This is a genomic window from Acinetobacter sp. UBA3132 (assembly GCF_002364825.1).
GTDB classification, from domain to species: domain Bacteria; phylum Pseudomonadota; class Gammaproteobacteria; order Pseudomonadales; family Moraxellaceae; genus Acinetobacter; species Acinetobacter schindleri.
Genome location: NZ_DEZM01000233.1, coordinates 1 through 19,589 on the forward strand (window position 1 = coordinate 1; position 19,589 = coordinate 19,589).

General features: G+C 45.3%; 18 protein-coding genes. 8 read left to right on the forward strand and 10 right to left on the reverse strand.

What is annotated here, in order from left to right; translation table 11 throughout:
• From B4033_RS13000 to B4033_RS13010, 3 genes are all read left to right on the forward strand, one after another.
• Positions 1-853: DNA adenine methylase (locus B4033_RS13000; RefSeq protein ID WP_286834572.1), on the forward strand; the 853-nt coding region annotated here is incomplete at its 5' end.
• 22 nt (positions 854-875) lie between these two features.
• On the forward strand, positions 876-1,535 hold the full coding sequence (locus tag B4033_RS13005) for a riboflavin synthase (RefSeq protein ID WP_286834573.1): 660 nt from the start codon (positions 876-878) through the stop codon (positions 1,533-1,535).
• A gap of 109 nt (positions 1,536-1,644) precedes the next feature.
• Positions 1,645-2,190, forward strand: a complete 546-nt coding sequence (locus tag B4033_RS13010) for a VTT domain-containing protein (RefSeq protein ID WP_004896401.1) — start codon at positions 1,645-1,647, stop codon at positions 2,188-2,190.
• A 59-nt stretch (positions 2,191-2,249) separates the two neighbouring features.
• Here B4033_RS13010 and blhA read toward each other — a convergent pair whose 3' ends face one another.
• Genes blhA through B4033_RS13025 form a run of 3 tightly spaced genes read right to left on the reverse strand, consistent with a single transcriptional unit; the run spans position 2,250 to position 4,718 of the window.
• Entirely contained in the window at positions 2,250-2,840 is a 591-nt protein-coding gene (gene blhA / locus B4033_RS13015; protein WP_286834574.1) for a cell division protein BlhA, read from the reverse strand.
• Between the two features lie 29 nt (positions 2,841-2,869).
• Positions 2,870-3,277: a DNA polymerase III subunit chi gene (locus tag B4033_RS13020; RefSeq protein ID WP_103799964.1), complete on the reverse strand. Its 408-nt coding sequence runs from the start codon at positions 3,275-3,277 to the stop codon at positions 2,870-2,872.
• Positions 3,270-4,718 (reverse strand): leucyl aminopeptidase, encoded by a 1,449-nt coding sequence (locus B4033_RS13025; protein WP_103799965.1) that lies wholly within the window; start codon positions 4,716-4,718, stop codon positions 3,270-3,272. The genes B4033_RS13020 and B4033_RS13025 overlap by 8 nt, the downstream gene beginning before the upstream one ends.
• Positions 4,719-4,880: 162 nt before the next feature.
• Between B4033_RS13025 and lptF the strand changes: the two genes are divergently transcribed.
• From lptF to B4033_RS13045, 4 genes are all read left to right on the forward strand, one after another.
• The gene (gene lptF / locus B4033_RS13030) at positions 4,881-5,981 is read left to right on the forward strand and encodes an LPS export ABC transporter permease LptF (RefSeq protein WP_004810151.1); all 1,101 of its coding nucleotides are present in this window, start codon (positions 4,881-4,883) and stop codon (positions 5,979-5,981) included.
• 2 nt (positions 5,982-5,983) lie between these two features.
• Positions 5,984-7,054, forward strand: coding sequence for an LPS export ABC transporter permease LptG (gene lptG, locus B4033_RS13035; RefSeq protein ID WP_004810149.1), 1,071 nt, complete (start codon positions 5,984-5,986; stop codon positions 7,052-7,054).
• A gap of 124 nt (positions 7,055-7,178) precedes the next feature.
• The gene (gene gpmI, locus B4033_RS13040) at positions 7,179-8,729 is read left to right on the forward strand and encodes a 2,3-bisphosphoglycerate-independent phosphoglycerate mutase (protein ID WP_286834575.1); all 1,551 of its coding nucleotides are present in this window, start codon (positions 7,179-7,181) and stop codon (positions 8,727-8,729) included.
• 21 nt (positions 8,730-8,750) lie between these two features.
• The gene (locus tag B4033_RS13045) at positions 8,751-9,923 is read left to right on the forward strand and encodes a S41 family peptidase (RefSeq protein ID WP_286834576.1); all 1,173 of its coding nucleotides are present in this window, start codon (positions 8,751-8,753) and stop codon (positions 9,921-9,923) included.
• A gap of 26 nt (positions 9,924-9,949) precedes the next feature.
• On the opposite strand, the gene B4033_RS13050 is transcribed toward B4033_RS13045, so the two are convergent.
• The 3 genes from B4033_RS13050 to B4033_RS13060 are packed head-to-tail and all read right to left on the reverse strand — an operon-like array spanning position 9,950 to position 13,642.
• Positions 9,950-11,368: a sigma-54-dependent transcriptional regulator gene (locus B4033_RS13050; RefSeq protein WP_004810143.1), complete on the reverse strand. Its 1,419-nt coding sequence runs from the start codon at positions 11,366-11,368 to the stop codon at positions 9,950-9,952.
• A gap of 23 nt (positions 11,369-11,391) precedes the next feature.
• Complete coding sequence (locus B4033_RS13055; protein ID WP_286834578.1) at positions 11,392-12,957, reverse strand: two-component system sensor histidine kinase NtrB; 1,566 nt, start codon at positions 12,955-12,957, stop codon at positions 11,392-11,394.
• A 49-nt stretch (positions 12,958-13,006) separates the two neighbouring features.
• Positions 13,007-13,642 carry a response regulator transcription factor GacA gene (locus tag B4033_RS13060; RefSeq protein ID WP_004810139.1) on the reverse strand — a complete coding sequence of 212 codons (636 nt, stop codon included), beginning with the start codon at positions 13,640-13,642 and terminating at the stop codon, positions 13,007-13,009.
• A gap of 223 nt (positions 13,643-13,865) precedes the next feature.
• Between B4033_RS13060 and B4033_RS13065 the strand changes: the two genes are divergently transcribed.
• Positions 13,866-14,921: a serine hydrolase gene (locus B4033_RS13065; protein ID WP_026056747.1), complete on the forward strand. Its 1,056-nt coding sequence runs from the start codon at positions 13,866-13,868 to the stop codon at positions 14,919-14,921.
• A gap of 64 nt (positions 14,922-14,985) precedes the next feature.
• On the opposite strand, the gene thrC is transcribed toward B4033_RS13065, so the two are convergent.
• From thrC to xerD, 4 genes are all read right to left on the reverse strand, one after another.
• Positions 14,986-16,125, reverse strand: coding sequence for a threonine synthase (thrC, locus tag B4033_RS13070; RefSeq protein ID WP_004810136.1), 1,140 nt, complete (start codon positions 16,123-16,125; stop codon positions 14,986-14,988).
• Between the two features lie 56 nt (positions 16,126-16,181).
• The gene (locus B4033_RS13075) at positions 16,182-17,486 is read right to left on the reverse strand and encodes a homoserine dehydrogenase (RefSeq protein WP_004810134.1); all 1,305 of its coding nucleotides are present in this window, start codon (positions 17,484-17,486) and stop codon (positions 16,182-16,184) included.
• Between the two features lie 127 nt (positions 17,487-17,613).
• Positions 17,614-18,429 carry a DsbC family protein gene (locus B4033_RS13080; protein WP_273798365.1) on the reverse strand — a complete coding sequence of 272 codons (816 nt, stop codon included), beginning with the start codon at positions 18,427-18,429 and terminating at the stop codon, positions 17,614-17,616.
• Between the two features lie 97 nt (positions 18,430-18,526).
• Positions 18,527-19,444: a site-specific tyrosine recombinase XerD gene (gene xerD, locus B4033_RS13085; RefSeq protein ID WP_004896382.1), complete on the reverse strand. Its 918-nt coding sequence runs from the start codon at positions 19,442-19,444 to the stop codon at positions 18,527-18,529.
• Positions 19,445-19,589: the final 145 nt, after the last annotated feature.

The window sequence follows — 19,589 nt, forward strand, 5'->3', positions numbered from 1 at the left end:
TTTATTCTTCAAACGCCGTAATGGCATGCGTATTGATGCGATACGCCAGCAGATTGCCACCTGGCAAGCCCAAGGCGCAATTGATGATGTGGAAATGAGTGCTTTATTGGCACCACTTCTATATTCAGCCAGTTTTGTCAGCAATACTTCAGGCGTATTTAAGAGCTTCCATCATGGCTGGGGCGGTAAAACCCAGACCGCGCTGGAACGTATTGAATCGCTGCTTTGGTTAACACCAAGCCGTTTCTGTGAGGATAACAAGCATAAAGGTCCTGCAGCTGAAATGTGGTGTGTCGATGCCCAGCATCTGGCGAATCAGATGAGTGGCTTTGAAGTGGATGTTGCTTATCTCGATCCACCATATAACCAGCATGCCTATAGCAGTAACTATCATGTGTTGAATGCTTTAACCCTCTGGGATCAGGTTGATCTACCGACACCCGATACCAAAGGCTTTAAGAGCGGGATTGACCGTGCTTGGCGTAAAGAGCGTCCAAGTCAGTACAACTCGTCCAAGCATGCCAAGGAAGCCTATGAAACCTTGTTGGCAACCATCAACGCACGTTTTATTCTGACCAGTTATTCAACCGATGGTAATATCAGTGCGACAGATCTGTTGCAGGCCAATCTGAAACGTGGCCGTGTGACCTTGCTAACTCAAGATGTGCCGCGTTACCGTGTCAGCAAGCAGCGCCAGTCTGAACGTGCTCGTGTACTGGAATTTATTGTGATTACCGACACACATGCCAAGTCTGGGCCACCGATCCGTCAATTGTTAGGTCAGTTACACCATTATGCAGAACTGGGTGGTGTCGATACGACCAGTGTGAGTACGCAGCTAGCTCTCTGGTAAAAGCATAAAAAAGGAATAGAAAATGTTTACAGGTATTATTGAAAGCCTTGGTAAGGTCGAAAGCCTGCAAAATGTTGGCGGCGATATACGCTTACGTATTCAGACTGATCTGGATATGTCGGATGTCCATCTGGGCGATTCAATTGCCACCAATGGCATTTGCCTGACTGTAATTGACTGGGGTGACAACTGGTATGCTGCAGACGTGTCTCGAGAAAGTTTAAATCGAACCACACTCGGTAACTGGAAAGCGGGTCAACCTGTAAATGTTGAAAAAGCAATGCTGCCAACCACACGCTTTGGTGGCCATATTGTGTCTGGTCATGTCGACGCGGTGGGCGAAATCACGGTAGTGCATTCTGATGCCCGTTCCATCTATTTTGAAGTGACAGCACCTGCTGAAATTGCCAAGTATCTGGCAGAGAAAGGTTCAGTGACAGTAGATGGTATCAGCCTGACCATTAACCATCTGCGTGGCAATATCCTCAGTTTAAACCTGATTCCACATACCGCTGAACGAACCAATATTGGCACCTGGAAAGTCGGGACCAAAGTCAATCTGGAAGTCGATGTGCTGGCACGTTATATCGAGCGTTTGTTGCTGGGTGACAAGGCTGCTGAAACCACACCACAGTCAAAAATCAGTATGGATTTTTTAGCTAAACATGGCTTTTTAAAATAACTAAACTGCCTAAAGACTCAACAGTCTAATTGAAAAATTAGACTGTTTTTTTATTTTTCGGGATAATCCTGACTTCACTTTACGATTTTAACTCCAGCGGACAGGTCGAATGCTCGATTTCTTACTAAACCTGGAACAGTCTTTGCCAATATTGCTTGAGCAATATGGGGTGTGGATCTATGCCATTTTATTCCTGGTGATTTTTGCAGAAACGGGATCTGTATTTTGCTTTTTCCTGCCGGGAGATAGCCTGTTAATTGCAGTCGGTGCGCTCTGTTCTAGTAGCGATTTGATTACGCTACATTCTATGGGATTACTGCTATTTACTGCGGCAGTGCTGGGCTATACCGTCAATTATTACACTGGTAAAGTGTTAGGCTTAAAATATTTCAATCAACATTCGCGTTTCTTTAAACCCGAATATTTGACTAAGACCAATCATTATTTTATGAAGCATGGCGGCAAAACCATCTTGATTGCACGTTTCATTCCTTTTGTACGTTCGTTTGCTCCATTTGCTGCCGGTTCGGGTCATATGAGTTTTATGACTTTTACGCTTTACAATCTGGCTGGAGGCGTATTGTGGATTGTAAGCTTACTGGGCATAGGTTATATGGCAGGTAATGCCGCCTTTATGCTGGCAGATTTTTTCTAGATGTGAATAAATAGAAAAGCCCACCTTTGTGGGCTTTTCTAGGCTTATTTCTAAGTCAATTAACGCTTTTGCAGAATGTAATCAATTTCTTCACGGGCTGCAGTACGTAAGCGGTTACGCAGCTGTACCAAAGTTTCCTCGATCGCAGTTTCGGCTTCAAGTTCCAGACGTAATCGGGTACTTTCCAGTTCTGACAGAATCTCAGTATCATCAATTTTGATTTGGGCGGAATTTAAAATCCGATTTTGCTCAAAACGTGCCGTATAATTCAGGACTTCAGCATTCAGGCTGTCCCGTAATAATTCTAGGGTACGTGTCTGCTCTGCATATTTACGTTCTTCATCCAGCTTCATCTGCTCGATATACGCCTGCTCCTGAGCACGCTTATCTGCCAGCGCTTTTTCAAGGGCCTGCTGTTTACGAATCCGTGCTTCTTCAATCAATTCCGCTTTACGTTGTGCATAGGCAGCTTTAATTTTACGCTCGGATTCTTTTTGCATTTGCTGGTCATGTGCCAACCATTCCTGCAATGACGTCTCTGGCTGAAGTACGTCGCAGATACGCGCGAGGTCATCAATAAAGGTCTGACGCACAGCTTCAGGCACATTTAACCAGCGCTGTTTGAAATCTGGACCAACATTTAATGCCACGGGCATCTCCTTATGAGGTTTAAGTAAGGCTACAGTTTATAAGTTTTCGGCTCAATACCCAGTCGACGGTATTGCTTAAACTTTTCACGGCCGAGTTGCTTGGCCGTTTCATTGTTTTCAATAATCTCAATAATGTGACTAAATTTAGCGTAAGGTTCAAGTGCTTCAGGATTAAAATTAAAGATAATCCAGTCTTGTTGCTCAGGCAAGCTTGCAGAGATACAGACACTGGCCTGTGGCTGGTCAATACCATGCGGGATGAAACCGGTAGGATCAAACGTCCACAGATGTTCATCCAGCTGTTGCTGCAAGTCAGCATCGCCACAGAGTAACCAGATCCGTTCCGGCTGACGCAGAATCTTGCGGCATAAACGGCAGGTACTTTCGACCTGCCGTTCAGGGCTTTTTTCAAATAAATAAAAGCTGACTTTAGCCATTCTTTTGAACACGGTTCGCCAGGAATTGCATTAATAATGGCACTGGACGACCTGTTGCACCTTTATTGGTGCCTGAATTCCAGGCTGTACCTGCGATATCTAGGTGTGCCCAGCGGTAGTCACGGGTGAAACGCTGCAGGAAGCAAGCTGCAGTCACAGAGCCGGCTTTAGGACCACCAATGTTGGCAATATCTGCAAATGGAGAATCCAGCTGCTCCTGATAGTCATCCAATACTGGCATACGCCATACCCGGTCAAATGAAGTTTGACCAGCAGCTTCGAGTTCAGCGGCCAGTTCATCATCCGGCGTGAACATGCCAGTCAGGACTGAACCCAGTGCAACCACACAGGCCCCGGTCAAAGTTGCAATATCAATCACGAGAGCAGGGTTAAAGCGTTTTACGTAAGTTAAAGTATCGCAGAGTACCAGACGACCTTCTGCATCAGTATTCAGAATTTCAACCGTTTGACCGCTCATCGTGGTGACAATATCGCCTGGACGGGTTGCTTTGCCAGATGGCATGTTTTCAGCAGCGGCAATGGTACCCACAACATGAATATCTAAACCAGATTCGCATAATGCACGCATGGTACCCAGCACGGAAGCTGCACCACACATGTCGTATTTCATTTCGTCCATGCCGGCACCTGGCTTCAGGGAAATACCGCCAGTATCAAATGTAATCCCTTTGCCGACTAAAACCACAGGTGCTTCACTACGTTCTGCATGATATTCGATGGTAATGATACGTCCTGGACGGTCTGAACCTTTGCTCACTGCCAGGAAAGAGTGCATTCCCAGATCAGCCATTTGCTGTTCATCCAGTACATTCACTTTAAGCAGTTCTGGATATTCAGCTGCTAAAGCCAGTGCCTGTTCCGCCAGGTATTCCGGGAAACAAATATTGCCTGGACGGTTACCTAAATCACGTGCTAAGTTTTGGCCGGTTTGCACTGCCTGAAGCAATTGCAGCTGTTCTGCAGTTATTGAACTATCGGTCGCAATCAGGTTGATTTGCTCAAGTACAAATTCATTTTTCTTGGATTTGAATTCATCAAAAGCGTACGCAGCCTGGGTCAGCAATAGTGCAAAAATGTTATGAAATTGGACTGGCAGGGCAGAAATGTCTACGCTGATCTGCTGGAATTTTTTCTGTGCTGCTTTTACGATAGTTTGCGCAACTTTCGCCAGTTTGCCCGGCTGTAGTTCAGCAGTCTTGCCCAAGCCAACCAGACAGGCGTTGGTACTTGCTGGAACATTACCAACTAATGCCAGGGTTTCATTTAGACCTGCTTTATATTGTGTCGCTGTGGTGATTTCTTCGAACTTGTTAATCTGATAAGTGGCAGCTGACTGCTGAAGTTGCTCAGAATCCACAAGAATTAACAGATATTGGCTAGATGCATTCTCTTGGAATGACGTATTAATTGTCAGTTTCATATGCGTTTATTTAAGCCTTATAAAATTTGCAACCATTAAACCATTGAAACAATTTCCTGAACAGGGTTTCAATGTTCAACTCAAGTATTGGTTTTATATTTTTAAGCTTAACATTCGGGTAAACTATGACAAGTTTTTACCCTGTATTCTGGAAGATTTAATTTGATTATTCGGCGTTATCTGGTCAAGCAAGTTGTATCAACATCCTTGGTTGTGATTGCCTTATTGACCTTGATCATGATGGGTGGTCGACTGATCAAGTACTTCGGTGTGGCAGCACAAGGACGTCTGGATGCAGGCATTCTGTTCAGTATTATTGGTTATCGTTTGCCTGAATTCCTGACCCTGATTTTACCTTTAGGTTTCTTTATTGGTCTGATGCTGGTATTTGGCCGGCTCTATGTCGATCATGAAATGGCAGTCATGAATGGTAGCGGGGTCAGTCGCAATCAGCTGGCACGATTACTCATTCCGATGACTTTAGTATTTCTAGTCGTTCAGGCATTTTTAATGCTCTGGGCGGCACCGTGGGGTATTCGTCAGTTTGAAGCATTGACCAATGAGCAGGCAGTACGGACGGGTTTCGATCTGGTACGGCCGAAGGAATTCATCTCCTCGGGACCCTATACCATTTATGCAGGTGATTTGTCGGAAGACCGTAAAAACCTGAAAGATATCTTTTTCTATCAACGTGCAGAACGTGAAGGCAAACCAGATGTCATGATTCTGGCACAAGAAGCGACCCGTGTAGAAGTGGCAGGGGACACCGCCAATGTGGTGGATCTGGTCAATGGTCGCCGTTATGAAATCTTTGCCGGCATGCCGAAATATACCCAGGCAGAATTCGAGACTTATCGTCTGCGTCTGGAAAATGATAAAGAAGCCAAGTTTGAAAGTGCTGAGGTTGAAGCCTTGCCGACTTCAAAACTCTGGGAAAACCGTCAGGATCCTGTGGTCGCCAGTGAGCTCGGTTGGCGAGTATTTGTACCATTTGCGATTATTGCGGCGCTGATGCTGGCCAATGCCTTGTCTGAAGTGAGTCCACGTCAGGGGCGTTATCTTAAACTCTTTCCAGCACTCTTGATCTTTGCCAGCCTGATTGTAGCTTTAATGGCAGTAAAAACGCGCGTCAGTAAAGAGGAAATGGGGATTTGGGCTTATCCAATGGTCCTGATTTTCTATGGTATTGCTGCAGCTCTATTTGCACGTAAGCAAAAGCTGGCGCCGAAAATCAAGAAACAGATTCAACGAGCGAGGTCTTAATCATGCTGGCACGTCGTATCGTTGCAAAACATGTGACCGGAACTACTGCACTCGCTATGCTCGGTGCAACAGCCGTATTGGCCGGTCTACAGGTATTATTTACTTACTTGGGTGAATTAGGCTCATTAAAAGAAGGCTATGGCGCCTGGCAGGCACTGAAATATGTGCTGTGGGGCGCGCCAAACTATCTGTATGAGATCCTACCCATCTCTGCACTGATTGGTGCTGTTCTCGGCTTAGGTACACTTGCTTCTAACAGTGAGCTGATTGTGATGCGTTCGGTTGGGGTCAGCCTGTGGCGGATTGTCGGCTGGGTAATTCGTTCGGCATTACTCCTGGTGATTTTATCTTTTGCTTTAAGTGAATGGGTAATTCCGTATACCAATGAGCAGGCCAAAGCAGTGAAGAGTTACAACAAGCCTGTAAAAATTGGTGAGGTTAAAGGCTACTGGACCCGTGAAGGTCAGCGTTTTATCTACATTGACTATGCTAATGCCAAAGGTGAGCTAAAAAATGTACAGATGCTGGACTTTGATGAAGATTATCGTCTGCGCGGGACGCTAAAAGCCGAGCAGGGTGATTTTATCAAGGATGGTGCGTGGACTCTGCAGAATACGCAGGAAATGAATATTCTGCAGAATGGTAATGCCACGCTGATAACACATTCCGAACAGCCGCTGGCCTTAGCGCTGCAACCGAAGTATGTGCATATGGTGACCATTGACCCAGAGGATCTATCGCCTAGTCAACTGGTCAGTTTCATGAGCTATATGCATGAATATAGCCAGGTACCAAAGACCTATGAACTGGCTTTCTGGCAGAAAGTCGGCTCGCCATTTGCCCTGATTGCACTGGTGGTGATTGCCTGTTCCTTTATTTTTGGACCGCTGCGTCAACAATCTATGGGCTTTCGCCTGGTGATTGCATTATTTGCAGGTTTAGGCTTCTTCTATCTGCAGGACTTCTTGGGTTATGCGAGTTTAGTCTATGCGCCGTCGCCCGCATGGTTTGTATTTATTCCAATTATCATCATGTTTGCAATTGGTGGTTATCTACTGCATCGGGCACGCTAAGCCACAAGAAAATAGCAGAAATCAATCGCAGTGAGAGGCTTAAACCATGGTGTGGTCATGGCCTCTCACTGCAAAATTAGTTAAAATAGAACGATTAATTCGTAAACGAACAAGAGTATTCATTATGACGGATGCAACTGCTGGCAAAATCCCTCACGTATTGGTAATTATGGATGGTGTGGGTCATCGCGAAGCGGTCGAAGACAATGCGTTTTTAGCGGCTAAACGACCTCATTTAACTGCTATGCAGGAAAAGCATCCGCATGGTTTGATCTCTGGTTCTGGTGAAGATGTCGGTCTGCCTGATGGTCAGATGGGTAACTCTGAAGTCGGTCATATGAACCTGGGTGCTGGCCGTGTGTTATATCAGGACTTCACCCGTATTACCAAAGATATCCGTGCCGGTGCGTTCTTTGAGCATGAAGTACTGATTGATGCGGTAGAAAAAGCCAAAGCATCAAATGGTGTCGTACATATTATGGGCCTGTTGTCTGAAGGTGGTGTGCACTCACATGAAGACCATATCGTCGCGATGGCAGAGCTGGCATTAAAACGTGGTGCCAAAGTCTATCTACATGCTTTCCTGGATGGTCGTGATACGCCGCCGAAAAGTGCACAACCATCATTAGAAAAATTAGATGCTGTTTTTGCTCAATATCCAGGTCAAGGCCGTATTGCCACCATGATTGGCCGTTACTTTGCCATGGATCGTGACAACCGTTGGGATCGCGTGGAACAGGCGTATCGTTTGCTGACTGAAGGTGAAGCAGTTCGTACGGCAGCCACTGCAGTAGAAGGTCTTGAACAGGCGTATGCAGCAGATGAATCCGATGAATTCGTAAAAGCGACCCGTATCGGTGATGTGGCTGCGATTCAGGATGGTGACAGCGTAGTCTTCATGAATTTCCGTGCGGATCGTGCGCGTGAATTAACCCGTGCTTTTGTTGAGAAAGATTTTACCGGTTTTGAGCGCAAAGTTGTGCCACATCTGGCGAAATATGTGATGTTGACCCGTTATCAGGCAACAATCGATGCGCCTGTAGCATATATGCCAGAAGTGCTGGTGAACTCGATTGGCGAATATTTATCAGACCTGGGCAAAACCCAATTACGTATCGCAGAAACTGAGAAATATGCACACGTGACTTTCTTCTTCAGCGGTGGTCGTGAAGATGAATATCCAGGTGAAAAACGTATCCTGATTCCATCTCCAAATGTAGCAACTTATGATCTCAAACCGGAAATGAGTGCATACGAAGTGACCGATGAACTGGTTGCAGCGATCAACTCAGGTGAGTTTGACCTGCTGGTGGTGAACTATGCCAATGGTGATATGGTCGGTCATACTGGCGTATTTGATGCAGCAGTCAAAGCAGTGGAAGCAGTAGATACTTGCCTAGGTCGTGTTTATGAAGCCGTGATGGCGCAAAAAGGCCATATGATTATTACTGCAGACCATGGTAATGTTGAGCAGATGCAGGACTATCAAAGTGGTCAGGTGCATACCCAACATACGACTGAACTGGTTCCGTTTATTTATGTGGGTCCAACTTCGGCAACGATTGCAGAAGGCGGTGTACTGGCGGATGTGGCGCCAACATTGTTAAGTCTGATGCAACTTCCAGTGCCGGCAGAAATGCAGGGCCGTAACTTAATTGAGCTGAACGCTTCATAAAAAATATCAATAGGATAAAGAATGGCAAAATCACAGCAGAAGTCAGTTTTACTCGCAAGTTTACTGATGTGTTTGAGCCATTCGGCATGGAGTGCTGGGTCTCAGGGTCCGGTACTCGATGATATGGTCATGGACCAGCAAACCTATAGCGAAATTCCGGTTTCTTCGATTCAGGAATTCGTGCAGATTTATGGCATTGTCAAAGATAATTATATTCAAGATAAAAATGACGATGCATTATTCCAACAGGCAATTCGTGGTCTGGTCGGTGGTTTAGACCGCTATTCCCGTTATCTTTCTCCAGAAGACTTCAAACAGCTCCGTCAATATACCGAAGGCGATCTAGCCAGTATCGATTTTGACCTGCAGTTTAATCCGCAATTGAAGCAGTGGATGGTACAGGGACTCAGTCCGGATGCTGACTCTGCCAAGCAGGGACTGCGTAATGGCGTGACTGTTTACAAGATTGATGATCAGATCTTAAATACGCTGAAGCGCGAGCAGGTTCGGGATTTGCTCAGTGGCGCGATAGGCTCTACTTTAAGCATTCAGCTTTCTGCGCAAAGTACGCCGGTGACGCTGGTTCGTAATATCAAAGTAGATACCGAGATTAAATCGACCCTGCATAATAATCAGGTGCTGGTCTTGCAGGTCAAGGTCTTCCAGCAGGACACAGCCAACGAAATTAAACGAATTATTGACAGCTATTCCAGTCAACGTTTAAAAGCCGTGTTATTTGATCTACGTAATAATCCAGGTGGCCTGCTTTCGGCAGCGGTAGAGTCTGCGGATCTATTCCTGAATCAGGGCATTATTGTCTCGACCAAAAGCCGGGCAGAAGGGGATCAGCAGTTTCAGGCTTTACCAGGATTTGAATTTCAGAATATGAAAATTGGAATCTTGATTAATAACCGTTCTGCCTCTGCAGCCGAAGTCTTTACCGCTGCCTTGAAAGAGCATAACCGTGCCTGGGTGGTCGGTGAAAAAAGCTATGGTAAAGGTGTGGTGCAGAAACTGTTTCCTCTTAGCAATGGGGCGGCGTTACAGATGACGGTATCGCAATATTTTAGTCCCAGTGGTCAGCGTATTGAGGGTCTTGGTGTGCAGCCTCACCTCAGTTATCCGCTTGGCGTTGAGATGAGGGAAGAAAGTTATCTGGATCACATCACTGAATTATTGCTTTTACAAAAATAATGAAGGGGGCATAGCCCCCTCATCAATCATTCTTCTTCATCGGTATCGAGCCCAAATTTCTTCAGACGATAACGCAGCGAGCGGAAAGACATGCCCAACTTTTTTGCGGCAAGCGTACGGTTCCAGTGAGTCAGATTCAATGCATTTAGCAAAATTTCTTTCTCGATTTTCTCCATATACAGTTCAAGACCTTCTTCAGGCAGTTTTTTCGGTACGATAAAAGTGTCAGTAGTGTTACTCGATTCGGATGCTATATTCGATGTGATTTCGGAGGTCACAAAACTCTGGCGTAAAGGTGCAGTTTGCAAATGCTGGATATCAATTGTGTCTTCATCGCTGAGGGTAATAGCTCGCTCGATGATATTACGCAATTCCCGGACATTTCCTGGATAGTATTGAGTCAGTAACTGCTCTTTGCTATGTTCAGTCAGGCGTTTCACAGGGATTTGCCATTCCTGACAGATCTTCTGAATAAAGTGTTCAGCCAGCAGCAGAATGTCATTACCACGCTCACGTAATGGTGGCAACACCAGATCCATCACATGAATGCGGAAGAATAAATCCTGACGGAATTTACCTTGCTGTACCTGTGCTTCCAGGTCCTGATGACTGGCGCTGATGACACGAAAATCCACATCAATTTCAATATCTGAACCTAAAGGGCGAATCCGTTTTTCCTGTACTGCACGTAGCAGTTTGACCTGCATACTGAGTGGAAGTTCTGCAATTTCATCCAGAAATAAACTGCCGCCATGTGCAGACTGGATCAGGCCCTGTTTGTCCTGCATGGCGCCAGTAAAGCTGCCTTTCTTGTGCCCGAACAGCTCACTTTCCATCAGTTCAGCTGGAATTGCGCCACAGTTAATGGCAATAAAGGGTCCTTCACTCCGGTTGCTGAGGCGATGAACCAGATTTGCCACCACTTCCTTTCCAGTTCCAGATTCACCAGTGATAAATACCGGGGCTTGAGAGCGGGCAATTTTATGCAAGGTCGTACGTAATTGCTGAATCGGCTTGGACTGGCCAATCAGCATTTTATATTCAAGGGTATCTTGCTGATTGGATTGGTAATCTACTGGCTTATTTAGTGCTTTTTGCAGTAACTGTTCCAGATGTTTCTGATTGATCGGCTTACTGACAAAGTCAAAGGCACCTGCTTTGAGTGCAGCAATGGCAATATCCATATTGCCATAGGCAGTTAACACAGCAACCGGTAGGGAAGGATGATGCTCACTGATAAATTCTAGGAGCTGCAAGCCATTACCATCAGGTAGATTTAGATCCGTAAGGCAGGCATCATACTGATGATCTGCCAGGCGTTTTTTAGCATCCTCCAGACGATGGGCGATATGCGTGCGAATTCCCATACGCATGAGCGACATCTGCATGAGCGTACAGAGATCTTCTTCATCATCGACCAATAGTACCAGTGGTTGTTGTTCCACACTTTTCCCCTTAAATTCAAAAATTAAACAGTGATGCGCTGGCAGCTAATCCGGAAGCAGGCACCCTGTTCTTGTTGTATATAATTCAGCTGGGCCTGATTGGCCTCACAGAAACTGTGGGATAAATATAGCCCTAGCCCTGTACCATTAATTGAAGTGCTGAAAAATGGCTTAAACAGCAGACTCTGATCGGCAGGCGCAACGCCCTGACCAAAATCCCGTACATCAATCCAGACTTTATGTTCATAAGGATGAACTTTTAATTCTACATAACCTACAGCTGGATCGTTATGCCGCACGGCATTACGCAATAAATTGACCAATACTTGACGTAGCTGGGCTTCATCAAACTGGATGTCCAGTCGCATATCAATATTCAGCTTAATCTGATCAGCAATATCAGCCAAATCCTCATGGATACATTGTGGAATAAATTCATTCAGCTGAATAGATACTGGATGAGTCTCTTTATTCTTCACCATATTCAGCGTGTCTTCAATAATCCGGTTGATTCGTGTTGCCTGCTTGCTGATCATGCCATGTAACACCTGCTGCTGGTCCTGTTCACAACCAGATAACAGATCATTGGCTTGAACAATCGCTGCAAGCGGATTACGAATCTCATGGGCAATACTGGCAGAAAGTTGCCCGAGTGCCGCCAGTTTTAATTGCTGGACTTGTTGATTAAGTTTTCGCGCATCTTGCAGCACCAGCAACATTAAAGTTTGATGCGGTACAATCAGTTTTTGTACTTGAACATGAATATTGAAACGGCTTTGCTGGGATTCAAACTGAAAGCGTTCGCCATTTTCCAGATCTTCAAAGCGGATCAGCTCAAACAGATCTGGTTGTGACTGGTACAATGGAAACGTGTCATGTGCATACATTTGCTGGATGCCAAGCAAGTGGCAGGCAGCAGGATTACTCAGCACCACATGACAGTTTTCATCGAGAACCAGATAACCAGTCTCAATCTGTTCCAGAATATAACGGTTAATATTTTGTAGACGATAAAGTTCCATGGACTGGGAAAAATTGACATTTTCCAAGATCTGGAAACGTCGGACTGCAATTTGCCCGATGCCATAGACCACAAAAAACATGAAAGCCAATATGGCGCTATTGCCGATATTACCCAGAGAGGAAAGGGTAAACAGGCTGGTGATGAAATGCTGGTAAATCACACTGATGACCGCAATCAAGGTAATCACCAGCGCTTTTTGTGCATTCAGTAAAATGGAAGCGGCAAAGATAGTAATCACGAATAGCATACTGAGCTGTAGATTGGTGCTATTCGTGGCCAAGGTCAGCAGGCTGAGTGCACAGACATCGACAATAAAAATACCGGTCAGCTGTTGCTGAACAAATTTCTTAAAATACTTCAGAACAAAAAGCTGGATCAAGGCGATAGCAATGAAGCTACTCAGTACATAATGATACAGCTTGGGATATTCTAAATCGCTGGTGTGCTCAGGATAAGTGAGCACGAAAATCAGCAGTAAACCAGTACTGATGATCAGGCGGTATGCCGCATACCAGGTGCCCAGCAGATATTGGTTAAGCTCTGAATAAGAAGATCGTTGCGACATAGAACCTTTTTTGTTTTTTTAAGTTTTCTTAAATAGAGGGCATAAAATATTAAGGTTTAATCAGACCATAGCGCATTGCTAGATGGGTCAGTTTCACATCGCTGTCGATATTAAGTTTTTCAAAAATACGATAACGATAGGTATTTACAGTCTTAACACTAACAAAAAGTTTATCCGCAATTTCCTGGGCACTAATGCAGTTGACGACCATCATGGCAACCTGCATTTCGCGTTCGGACAGGGAATCAAATGGGGATTGCTGTGTGTCAGATAAATAAGAGCTCGCTAATTGCTCGGCAATATCTGCACTAAAGTATTTGCCGCCCTGCATGACTTTATTAATAGCACGTACCATCTCGGTAACAGGTGCACCTTTGGTGATATAGCCTTTAGCACCTGCTTTGAGTAACAGCGATGGATAAGGTTCTTCGGCAAGACCACTGACAGCGATAACTTTAGTATCAGGGGCTGTTTGTAACAGTCGACGCGTAGTTTCAACACCACCAATACCCGGCATATTCACATCCAGGAGCACTACATTCGGATGATGCTGACGCACCAGAGTAATTGCTTCTTCACCAGATTCAGCTTGTCCAATGACCTGAACATCAGTGTGGTCTTCAAGCATTCTACAGATGCCAGTACGCACCAATTCATGGTCATCTACAACTAAAACTGTGATCACGTATACTCTCCCTCAGATGAAAAAAAATCATTTTTTTTGTTACACAACGCAAAATAAGCTTGCAATGAAACTACAAAATTAGCAATCCTACAGACATGTCATATTGAACTGTATCACGCAGTGTAGAGATCAATAATTGTTCTGCATTGTGGTAAATGTAATGTAAGCCATATTAGAGGTAATACGCAAATCAATCTTACCTCGTAAGTTGGGTGAAGGAATAGTGAAGAAAACACATAAGTCTTTGATGCATGTACTGGGTCTGTCGCTGGCAGTCAGCATGAGTACGACGACGAGTTTTGCTGAAATTATCATGAATTCGTCAGCAGCGGCCCCTCAGTCTAGCCTGAGCTGGTCTTCTGAACAGGCCAACCAGTTCTTGAGTGATGGATCGGATGCCGATGATGAGCCTTCTCCGCTTGGCTCTACGACAGTCACCACGACCATCCGTAGTCAGAATGGTCAAGCAGTACAAGAACCTGCCAAAACTGTACAGATTCTGGATACCAAGACCTATGGCACGCAGCCATCTGTCAATGCGCGTTCAGCGCTGGTAATGGACGCGCAGACCGGTGAAGTGCTGTATAGCAAGAACAGTAATACAGCAGTGCCGATTGCATCGATTACCAAGCTGATGACAGCAGTGGTGATCTCTGATGCACGTTTAAACATGAATGAAAAAATCACACTACAACAGGGTGATTTTTCATGTTCAGGTTGTAAGAGTTCAAGCTCGACGTTACGTGTCGGAGACACGATGAATCGTGCTGAAGCTTTATTGTTTGCACTGATGAAATCTGAAAACCCGGCTGCAGCAGCGTTGGCACGTACCTATCCAGGTGGCCGTAGTGCTTTTATTTCTGCCATGAATAGTAAAGCCAAAGCATTGGGTATGAATTCAAGTAAATTTCTGGAATCTACCGGATTGCATCCGGGCAATAAGTCATCTGCAAGAGACTTGGGGATTCTGGTAAACACCGCTTCGCAATACGGCTTGATCCGACAGTTCTCAACCACAGCAAGTTATGACTTTAATCTGGGTTACCGTGTGTTGAAATCGAATAATACCAATGCGCTGGTACGTAATGGTGGCTGGAATATTAATATTTCTAAAACCGGTTTTATCAATGAAGCTGGACGTTGTGTAGTGATGCATACCACCTTAAATAACCGTCCAGTAGTCGTAGTGTTGCTTGGAGCAGATTCATCTGCTGCACGTACCAATGATGCAACACGTCTCATGACTTGGGTGTCTAGTTTGCCGAAACAGCGTGTTTAAGCTTTTATAAAATATTTAAGTCATAAAAAAGCCCTGCAGATGCAGGGCTTTTTGATTCTGTCTCTTACATATTAGACAGTATAGAATCGCGTACTTGATCCAATGTTGCATCGATCGACAGCATTACTGCATCAGAACATTGTTTGATTGCAGTATCGGGATCTTTCAGACCGTTACCTGTCACAGTACAAACAATTACTGAGCCTTCAGCAATCTTGCCAGCTTTGATGTCACGAATTGCACCGCCGATAGACGCTGCAGAAGCAGGTTCTACGAATACACCTTCGTACATGGAAAGTAGACGTTGTGCTTCAAGAATTTCAGCATCAGTCAGTTCGTCGAACCAACCTTGAGAATCACGAACCACAGCTTTGGCATGGTTCCAGCTTTGTGGATTACCAATACGGATTGCAGTTGCCACAGTTTCAGGGTTTTCTACTGGCGCACCACGTAGGAACGGTGCAGCACCAGCCGCCTGGTAACCGACCATTGTCGGAAGGCCTTCAGGTTTAGGACCGGTGAACGCATCAGTTGCAGGGTCATAAACCACTTGCTCAAACTGATCAGCAGGTTGGTTGGCAACGGCTTCGGTATAACCCATCCAGTGTGCAGTGATGTTACCTGCGTTACCGACAGGTAGGCAGTGGTAGTCAGGTGCACGGCCAAGCTCATCTACGATTTCGTAAGCAATGGTTTTTTGACCTTGCAAACGGTATGGATTGATTGAGTTCACGATCGTCACCGGAGCTTTATCCGCAATTTCTTTCACCAGACGCATACCGTCATCGAAGTTACCGCGGATTTGCATGGTGATTGCGCCATACATCATCGCTTGTGCCATTTTACCCATGGCAATTTTGCCTTCAGGAATTAACACAAACGCTTTCATGCCTGCACGTGCAGCATAGGCAGCAGCAGCAGCAGAGGTGTTACCTGTAGAGGCACAGATAATCGCTTTTGAGCCTTCTTCAGCGGCTTTGGTCACCGCCATGGTCATACCACGGTCTTTAAATGAACCAGTCGGGTTTAAGCCCTCGTACTTCACATAAATTTCAACATTTTTGCCAATAATGCGCGGAATATTCGCAAGCTTAATCAGTGGTGTATTACCTTCGCCTAGAGAAACAGCAGGGGTAGTTGCAGACACTGGTAAACGGTCGCGATAGCGGTCAACTAAACCAGTATAACGATTGGCATTCGACATGATGATGTTCCAATTGTGTGTAGAGCTTGGTGAGGAGCGTAAACCCCTCAACCCGATTAATTATCAAGCGATTCTAAACGAATTCGCACAATTTCGCCATGAATGACAGGAAGAGCTTGAATTTGCTTTAACGCTTCATCCATTTTCGCTTCCTTGACTGGATCAGTCAGGATCACGATAGGAATAAGGTCTTTTAAGCGAGACTGCTGCATGATGGCATCAATACTAATGCCGTTACGGCTCAGAATAGAGGTCACTTCTGCAAGAACGCCGGTTTGATCTTCAGCGTTAATACGGATGTAGTAGCCTGTGGTCATTTCTTCACGAGGAAGAATTGGCAAGTCGCTTAAGCTTTCAAAAGCCAGTTGTGGAATGGTACCTGCGCCATCTTCAGTGTAAGAAATGTCACGCACGATATCCACCACGTCAGCGACTACAGCAGATGCTGTAGGACCAGCACCAGCACCAGCACCATAGTACAGTGTAGGGCCAACTGCATTGGCTTGTACCAGGACTGCATTTTTCACGCCATTTACATTGGCGATCAGTTGCTCCTCAGGAATCAGGGTCGGGTGAACACGAAGTTCAATCCCTGTTTCTGTACGACGAGCAATACCAAGGTGTTTAATACGGAAACCTAAGTCTTCAGCATATTTTACATCTTGAGCCGTGATTTTGCTGATGCCTTCGGTGAAGACTTTATCAAATTGCAGCGGGATACCAAATGCAATCGATGCAAGTAAGGTTAGTTTATGTGCGGCATCAATACCTTCAACGTCAAAGGTTGGATCTGCTTCAGCATAACCCAGTTCTTGCGCTTCTTTCAGTACATCTTCAAAGGCACGGCCTTTGTCACGCATTTCAGTCAGGATAAAGTTACCTGTACCGTTAATGATGCCCGCCAGCCAATCAATTTTGTTGGCAGCCAAGCCTTCACGCATGACTTTAATAATCGGGATGCCACCTGCCACCGCTGCCTCGTAAGCAATTTGCACAGCGTTGTCATCAGCAAGTTTGAACAGTTCATTACCGTGTTCAGCGAGCAAAGCCTTGTTCGCAGTCACAACCTGTTTGCCATGCAGGATGGCTTCTTTAATGACTTCATAGGCAGGATGAATACCACCCATCACTTCAACCACAACATCAACATCTGGCTGACGTACGATCTCTAGCAGGTCAGCACTTTGCTTGATGCTGTCATCGAGTTCCAGGTCAGGACGCGGACGACGGGTACCCACATAAGTAATTTGAATTTCACGACCGGTGCGACGTTTAATCTCAGCAGCATTTTGTTTTAATAGTTTAAGGGCACCACCACCCACAGTACCAAGACCGAGGATTGCCAGACGAACTGGTTTCACGTCACACTCCAAATATAAACAGTTTTTTACGAGAGCCTAGATCATAGCTAAAAAAACGCGCTGACTCTAGGGTGATCTCAGAATATCTTTATGTATAACATAAAGTAAAATAACTTATTAAAATGAGTTATTTAAGACGGTCCAAAAGTTCAGCGGTCGACATGTATCCGCCCAGGTAAACACCCTCTGAACTATAGACACCCGGGGTACCGTTCACACCGATATTTAGACCCATTTGATATTGATCTTTCACAGGATTTTGACAGGTTGCTGGTATAATTGATCCACCGGCAATAGCGGTATCAAAGGCAGCACGACGGTCGGCACTACACCAGATTGCTTCCATGGCTGGCATATGCTGCTCACCACGTGGCCATGCGATATAACGTACCTCAATGCCTTTATTGTTCATTTCATCCATCTGTTCGTGGAATTTATGGCAGTACGGGCAGCTAACATCGGTAAAGACATAGATAACATGCTTGGCTTTGTTGCCTTTGGCAGGGTAAATCAACAGGTCTTCTGCTTTTAGTGCTGCAAAGATTTTCTTGTTCACATCGGATTGCAGGGTTTCGCTGACATTATGCAGCTGTTTGTCACCCAGGCGGATCACATCACCCTGAATGATATATTTACCATCACTGGTCGCATAGACAGACGACATGCCTTCCAAGCTAACCCAGAACAGATTGGGTACTTCAGTGGTTTTAACGCCAGTGATTTTTGCCTTAATACCAGCCTTTTTGAAGTGACCTTCCAGGGTTGAAATCAGACGTTGCTGAGCATTACGTTCTGATACGGTAGACGCTTCACCCGTCGCTGGTGCACTTGCAGTTAAAGTATCTGACTTTTTATCGTTTTGATTAGAGTTGGAGCAAGCAGTAAGACTGAAACCTGCAGCAAGCATACATGCGATAAACAGACTGGAGCGGGCAAATGTCATGGATAACCCTTTTTGTTCTTAGATAAAAATAGATGCCTAGCATAACAAAAAAATAGTTTGCAGGTTGAACTTCTCTGTACACGTTGTCAGTTCAGGTTCAGGCCCGTGGATGATGTGACGCATGCAGCTGTTGCATACGCACTTGTGCCACGTGGGTATAAATTTGGGTGGTCGACAGGTCACTATGTCCCAACAGCATCTGCACGACACGTAGATCTGCACCATGATTCAACAGGTGGGTGGCAAAGGCATGACGCAAGGTATGGGGGGAAAGCTCTGCCTGGACACCGGCCTGTAGTGCGTAACGCTTGATCGCATACCAGAAATTCTGTCGGCTCATGATGCCACCATGCTGGGTCAGGAACAGATAGTCGGTTGCTGTCTTGTACAATTGCGGACGTGCTTCATTCAGATATTTCTCGATCCATTCGCAGGCGACCTGCCCCATGGGTACTAATCGTTCTTTGTTGCCTTTACCTACGATACGCAGATAGCCCTGTTTTAGGTTAATCAGTTCCAGTCGCAGGTTGAGTAGTTCTGTCACACGTAATCCACAGGCATAGAGCACTTCCAGCATCGCCCGGTCACGTAAACCTAAGGCAGTATTGATATCCGGTGCATTGATTAGTGCTTCAACATCGGCTTCAGAAAGATCTTTGGGCAGGGCACGTCCCAGTTTTGGTGTCTTGTGTGCAGCAACCGGATTGTCATTTCTCAGCTTTTGTTCACGCAAGAATTTATAAAATGAGCGCAGGGCGGACAAACAGCGTGCAATTGAACGTGGACTTTTTTGCTGTTTGGTCAGCTCAATCAATACATCCGAGACATCATCATGATTCCATTCTGGTAAGGCTTTAGTTAGGCAACTATTGCATTGAATTAAATCAGATAAATAGGCATTCCGCGTATGAGGACTTACGGTTTGTGCAATCAGATAGTCACGATAACCGTGCAGAAACTGGGCATTTTCCGGAATCTGGACAGGAGCGGGAATACGGGGTTTTTTATTCAACATAGGATGAAAGAATCTGATCTAAAAAAGCGATAATGAGTATTGATATTCTCCAATGTAGTTTAATTTTATTACAGTGTCGATGTGATATAAGCTAAATCGGTTTGTAATTAATCTTATTTGTTAATTATTCTCATTTGTTTGTATA

Excerpts from the sequence above, each read along its gene's own strand:
- xerD (WP_004896382.1), bottom strand. The coding sequence starts at position 19,444 with ATGTTGAATAAAAAACCCCGTATTCCCGCTCCTGTCCAGATTCCGGAA.
- B4033_RS13080 (WP_273798365.1), bottom strand. The coding sequence starts at position 18,429 with ATGACATTTGCCCGCTCCAGTCTGTTTATCGCATGTATGCTTGCTGCA.
- B4033_RS13055 (WP_286834578.1), bottom strand. The coding sequence starts at position 12,957 with ATGTCGCAACGATCTTCTTATTCAGAGCTTAACCAATATCTGCTGGGC.
- B4033_RS13010 (WP_004896401.1), top strand. The coding sequence starts at position 1,645 with ATGCTCGATTTCTTACTAAACCTGGAACAGTCTTTGCCAATATTGCTT.
- B4033_RS13005 (WP_286834573.1), top strand. The coding sequence starts at position 876 with ATGTTTACAGGTATTATTGAAAGCCTTGGTAAGGTCGAAAGCCTGCAA.
- gpmI (WP_286834575.1), top strand. The coding sequence starts at position 7,179 with ATGACGGATGCAACTGCTGGCAAAATCCCTCACGTATTGGTAATTATG.
- lptG (WP_004810149.1), top strand. The coding sequence starts at position 5,984 with ATGCTGGCACGTCGTATCGTTGCAAAACATGTGACCGGAACTACTGCA.
- B4033_RS13045 (WP_286834576.1), top strand. The coding sequence starts at position 8,751 with ATGGCAAAATCACAGCAGAAGTCAGTTTTACTCGCAAGTTTACTGATG.
- B4033_RS13025 (WP_103799965.1), bottom strand. The coding sequence starts at position 4,718 with ATGAAACTGACAATTAATACGTCATTCCAAGAGAATGCATCTAGCCAA.
- thrC (WP_004810136.1), bottom strand. The coding sequence starts at position 16,125 with ATGTCGAATGCCAATCGTTATACTGGTTTAGTTGACCGCTATCGCGAC.
- B4033_RS13020 (WP_103799964.1), bottom strand. The coding sequence starts at position 3,277 with ATGGCTAAAGTCAGCTTTTATTTATTTGAAAAAAGCCCTGAACGGCAG.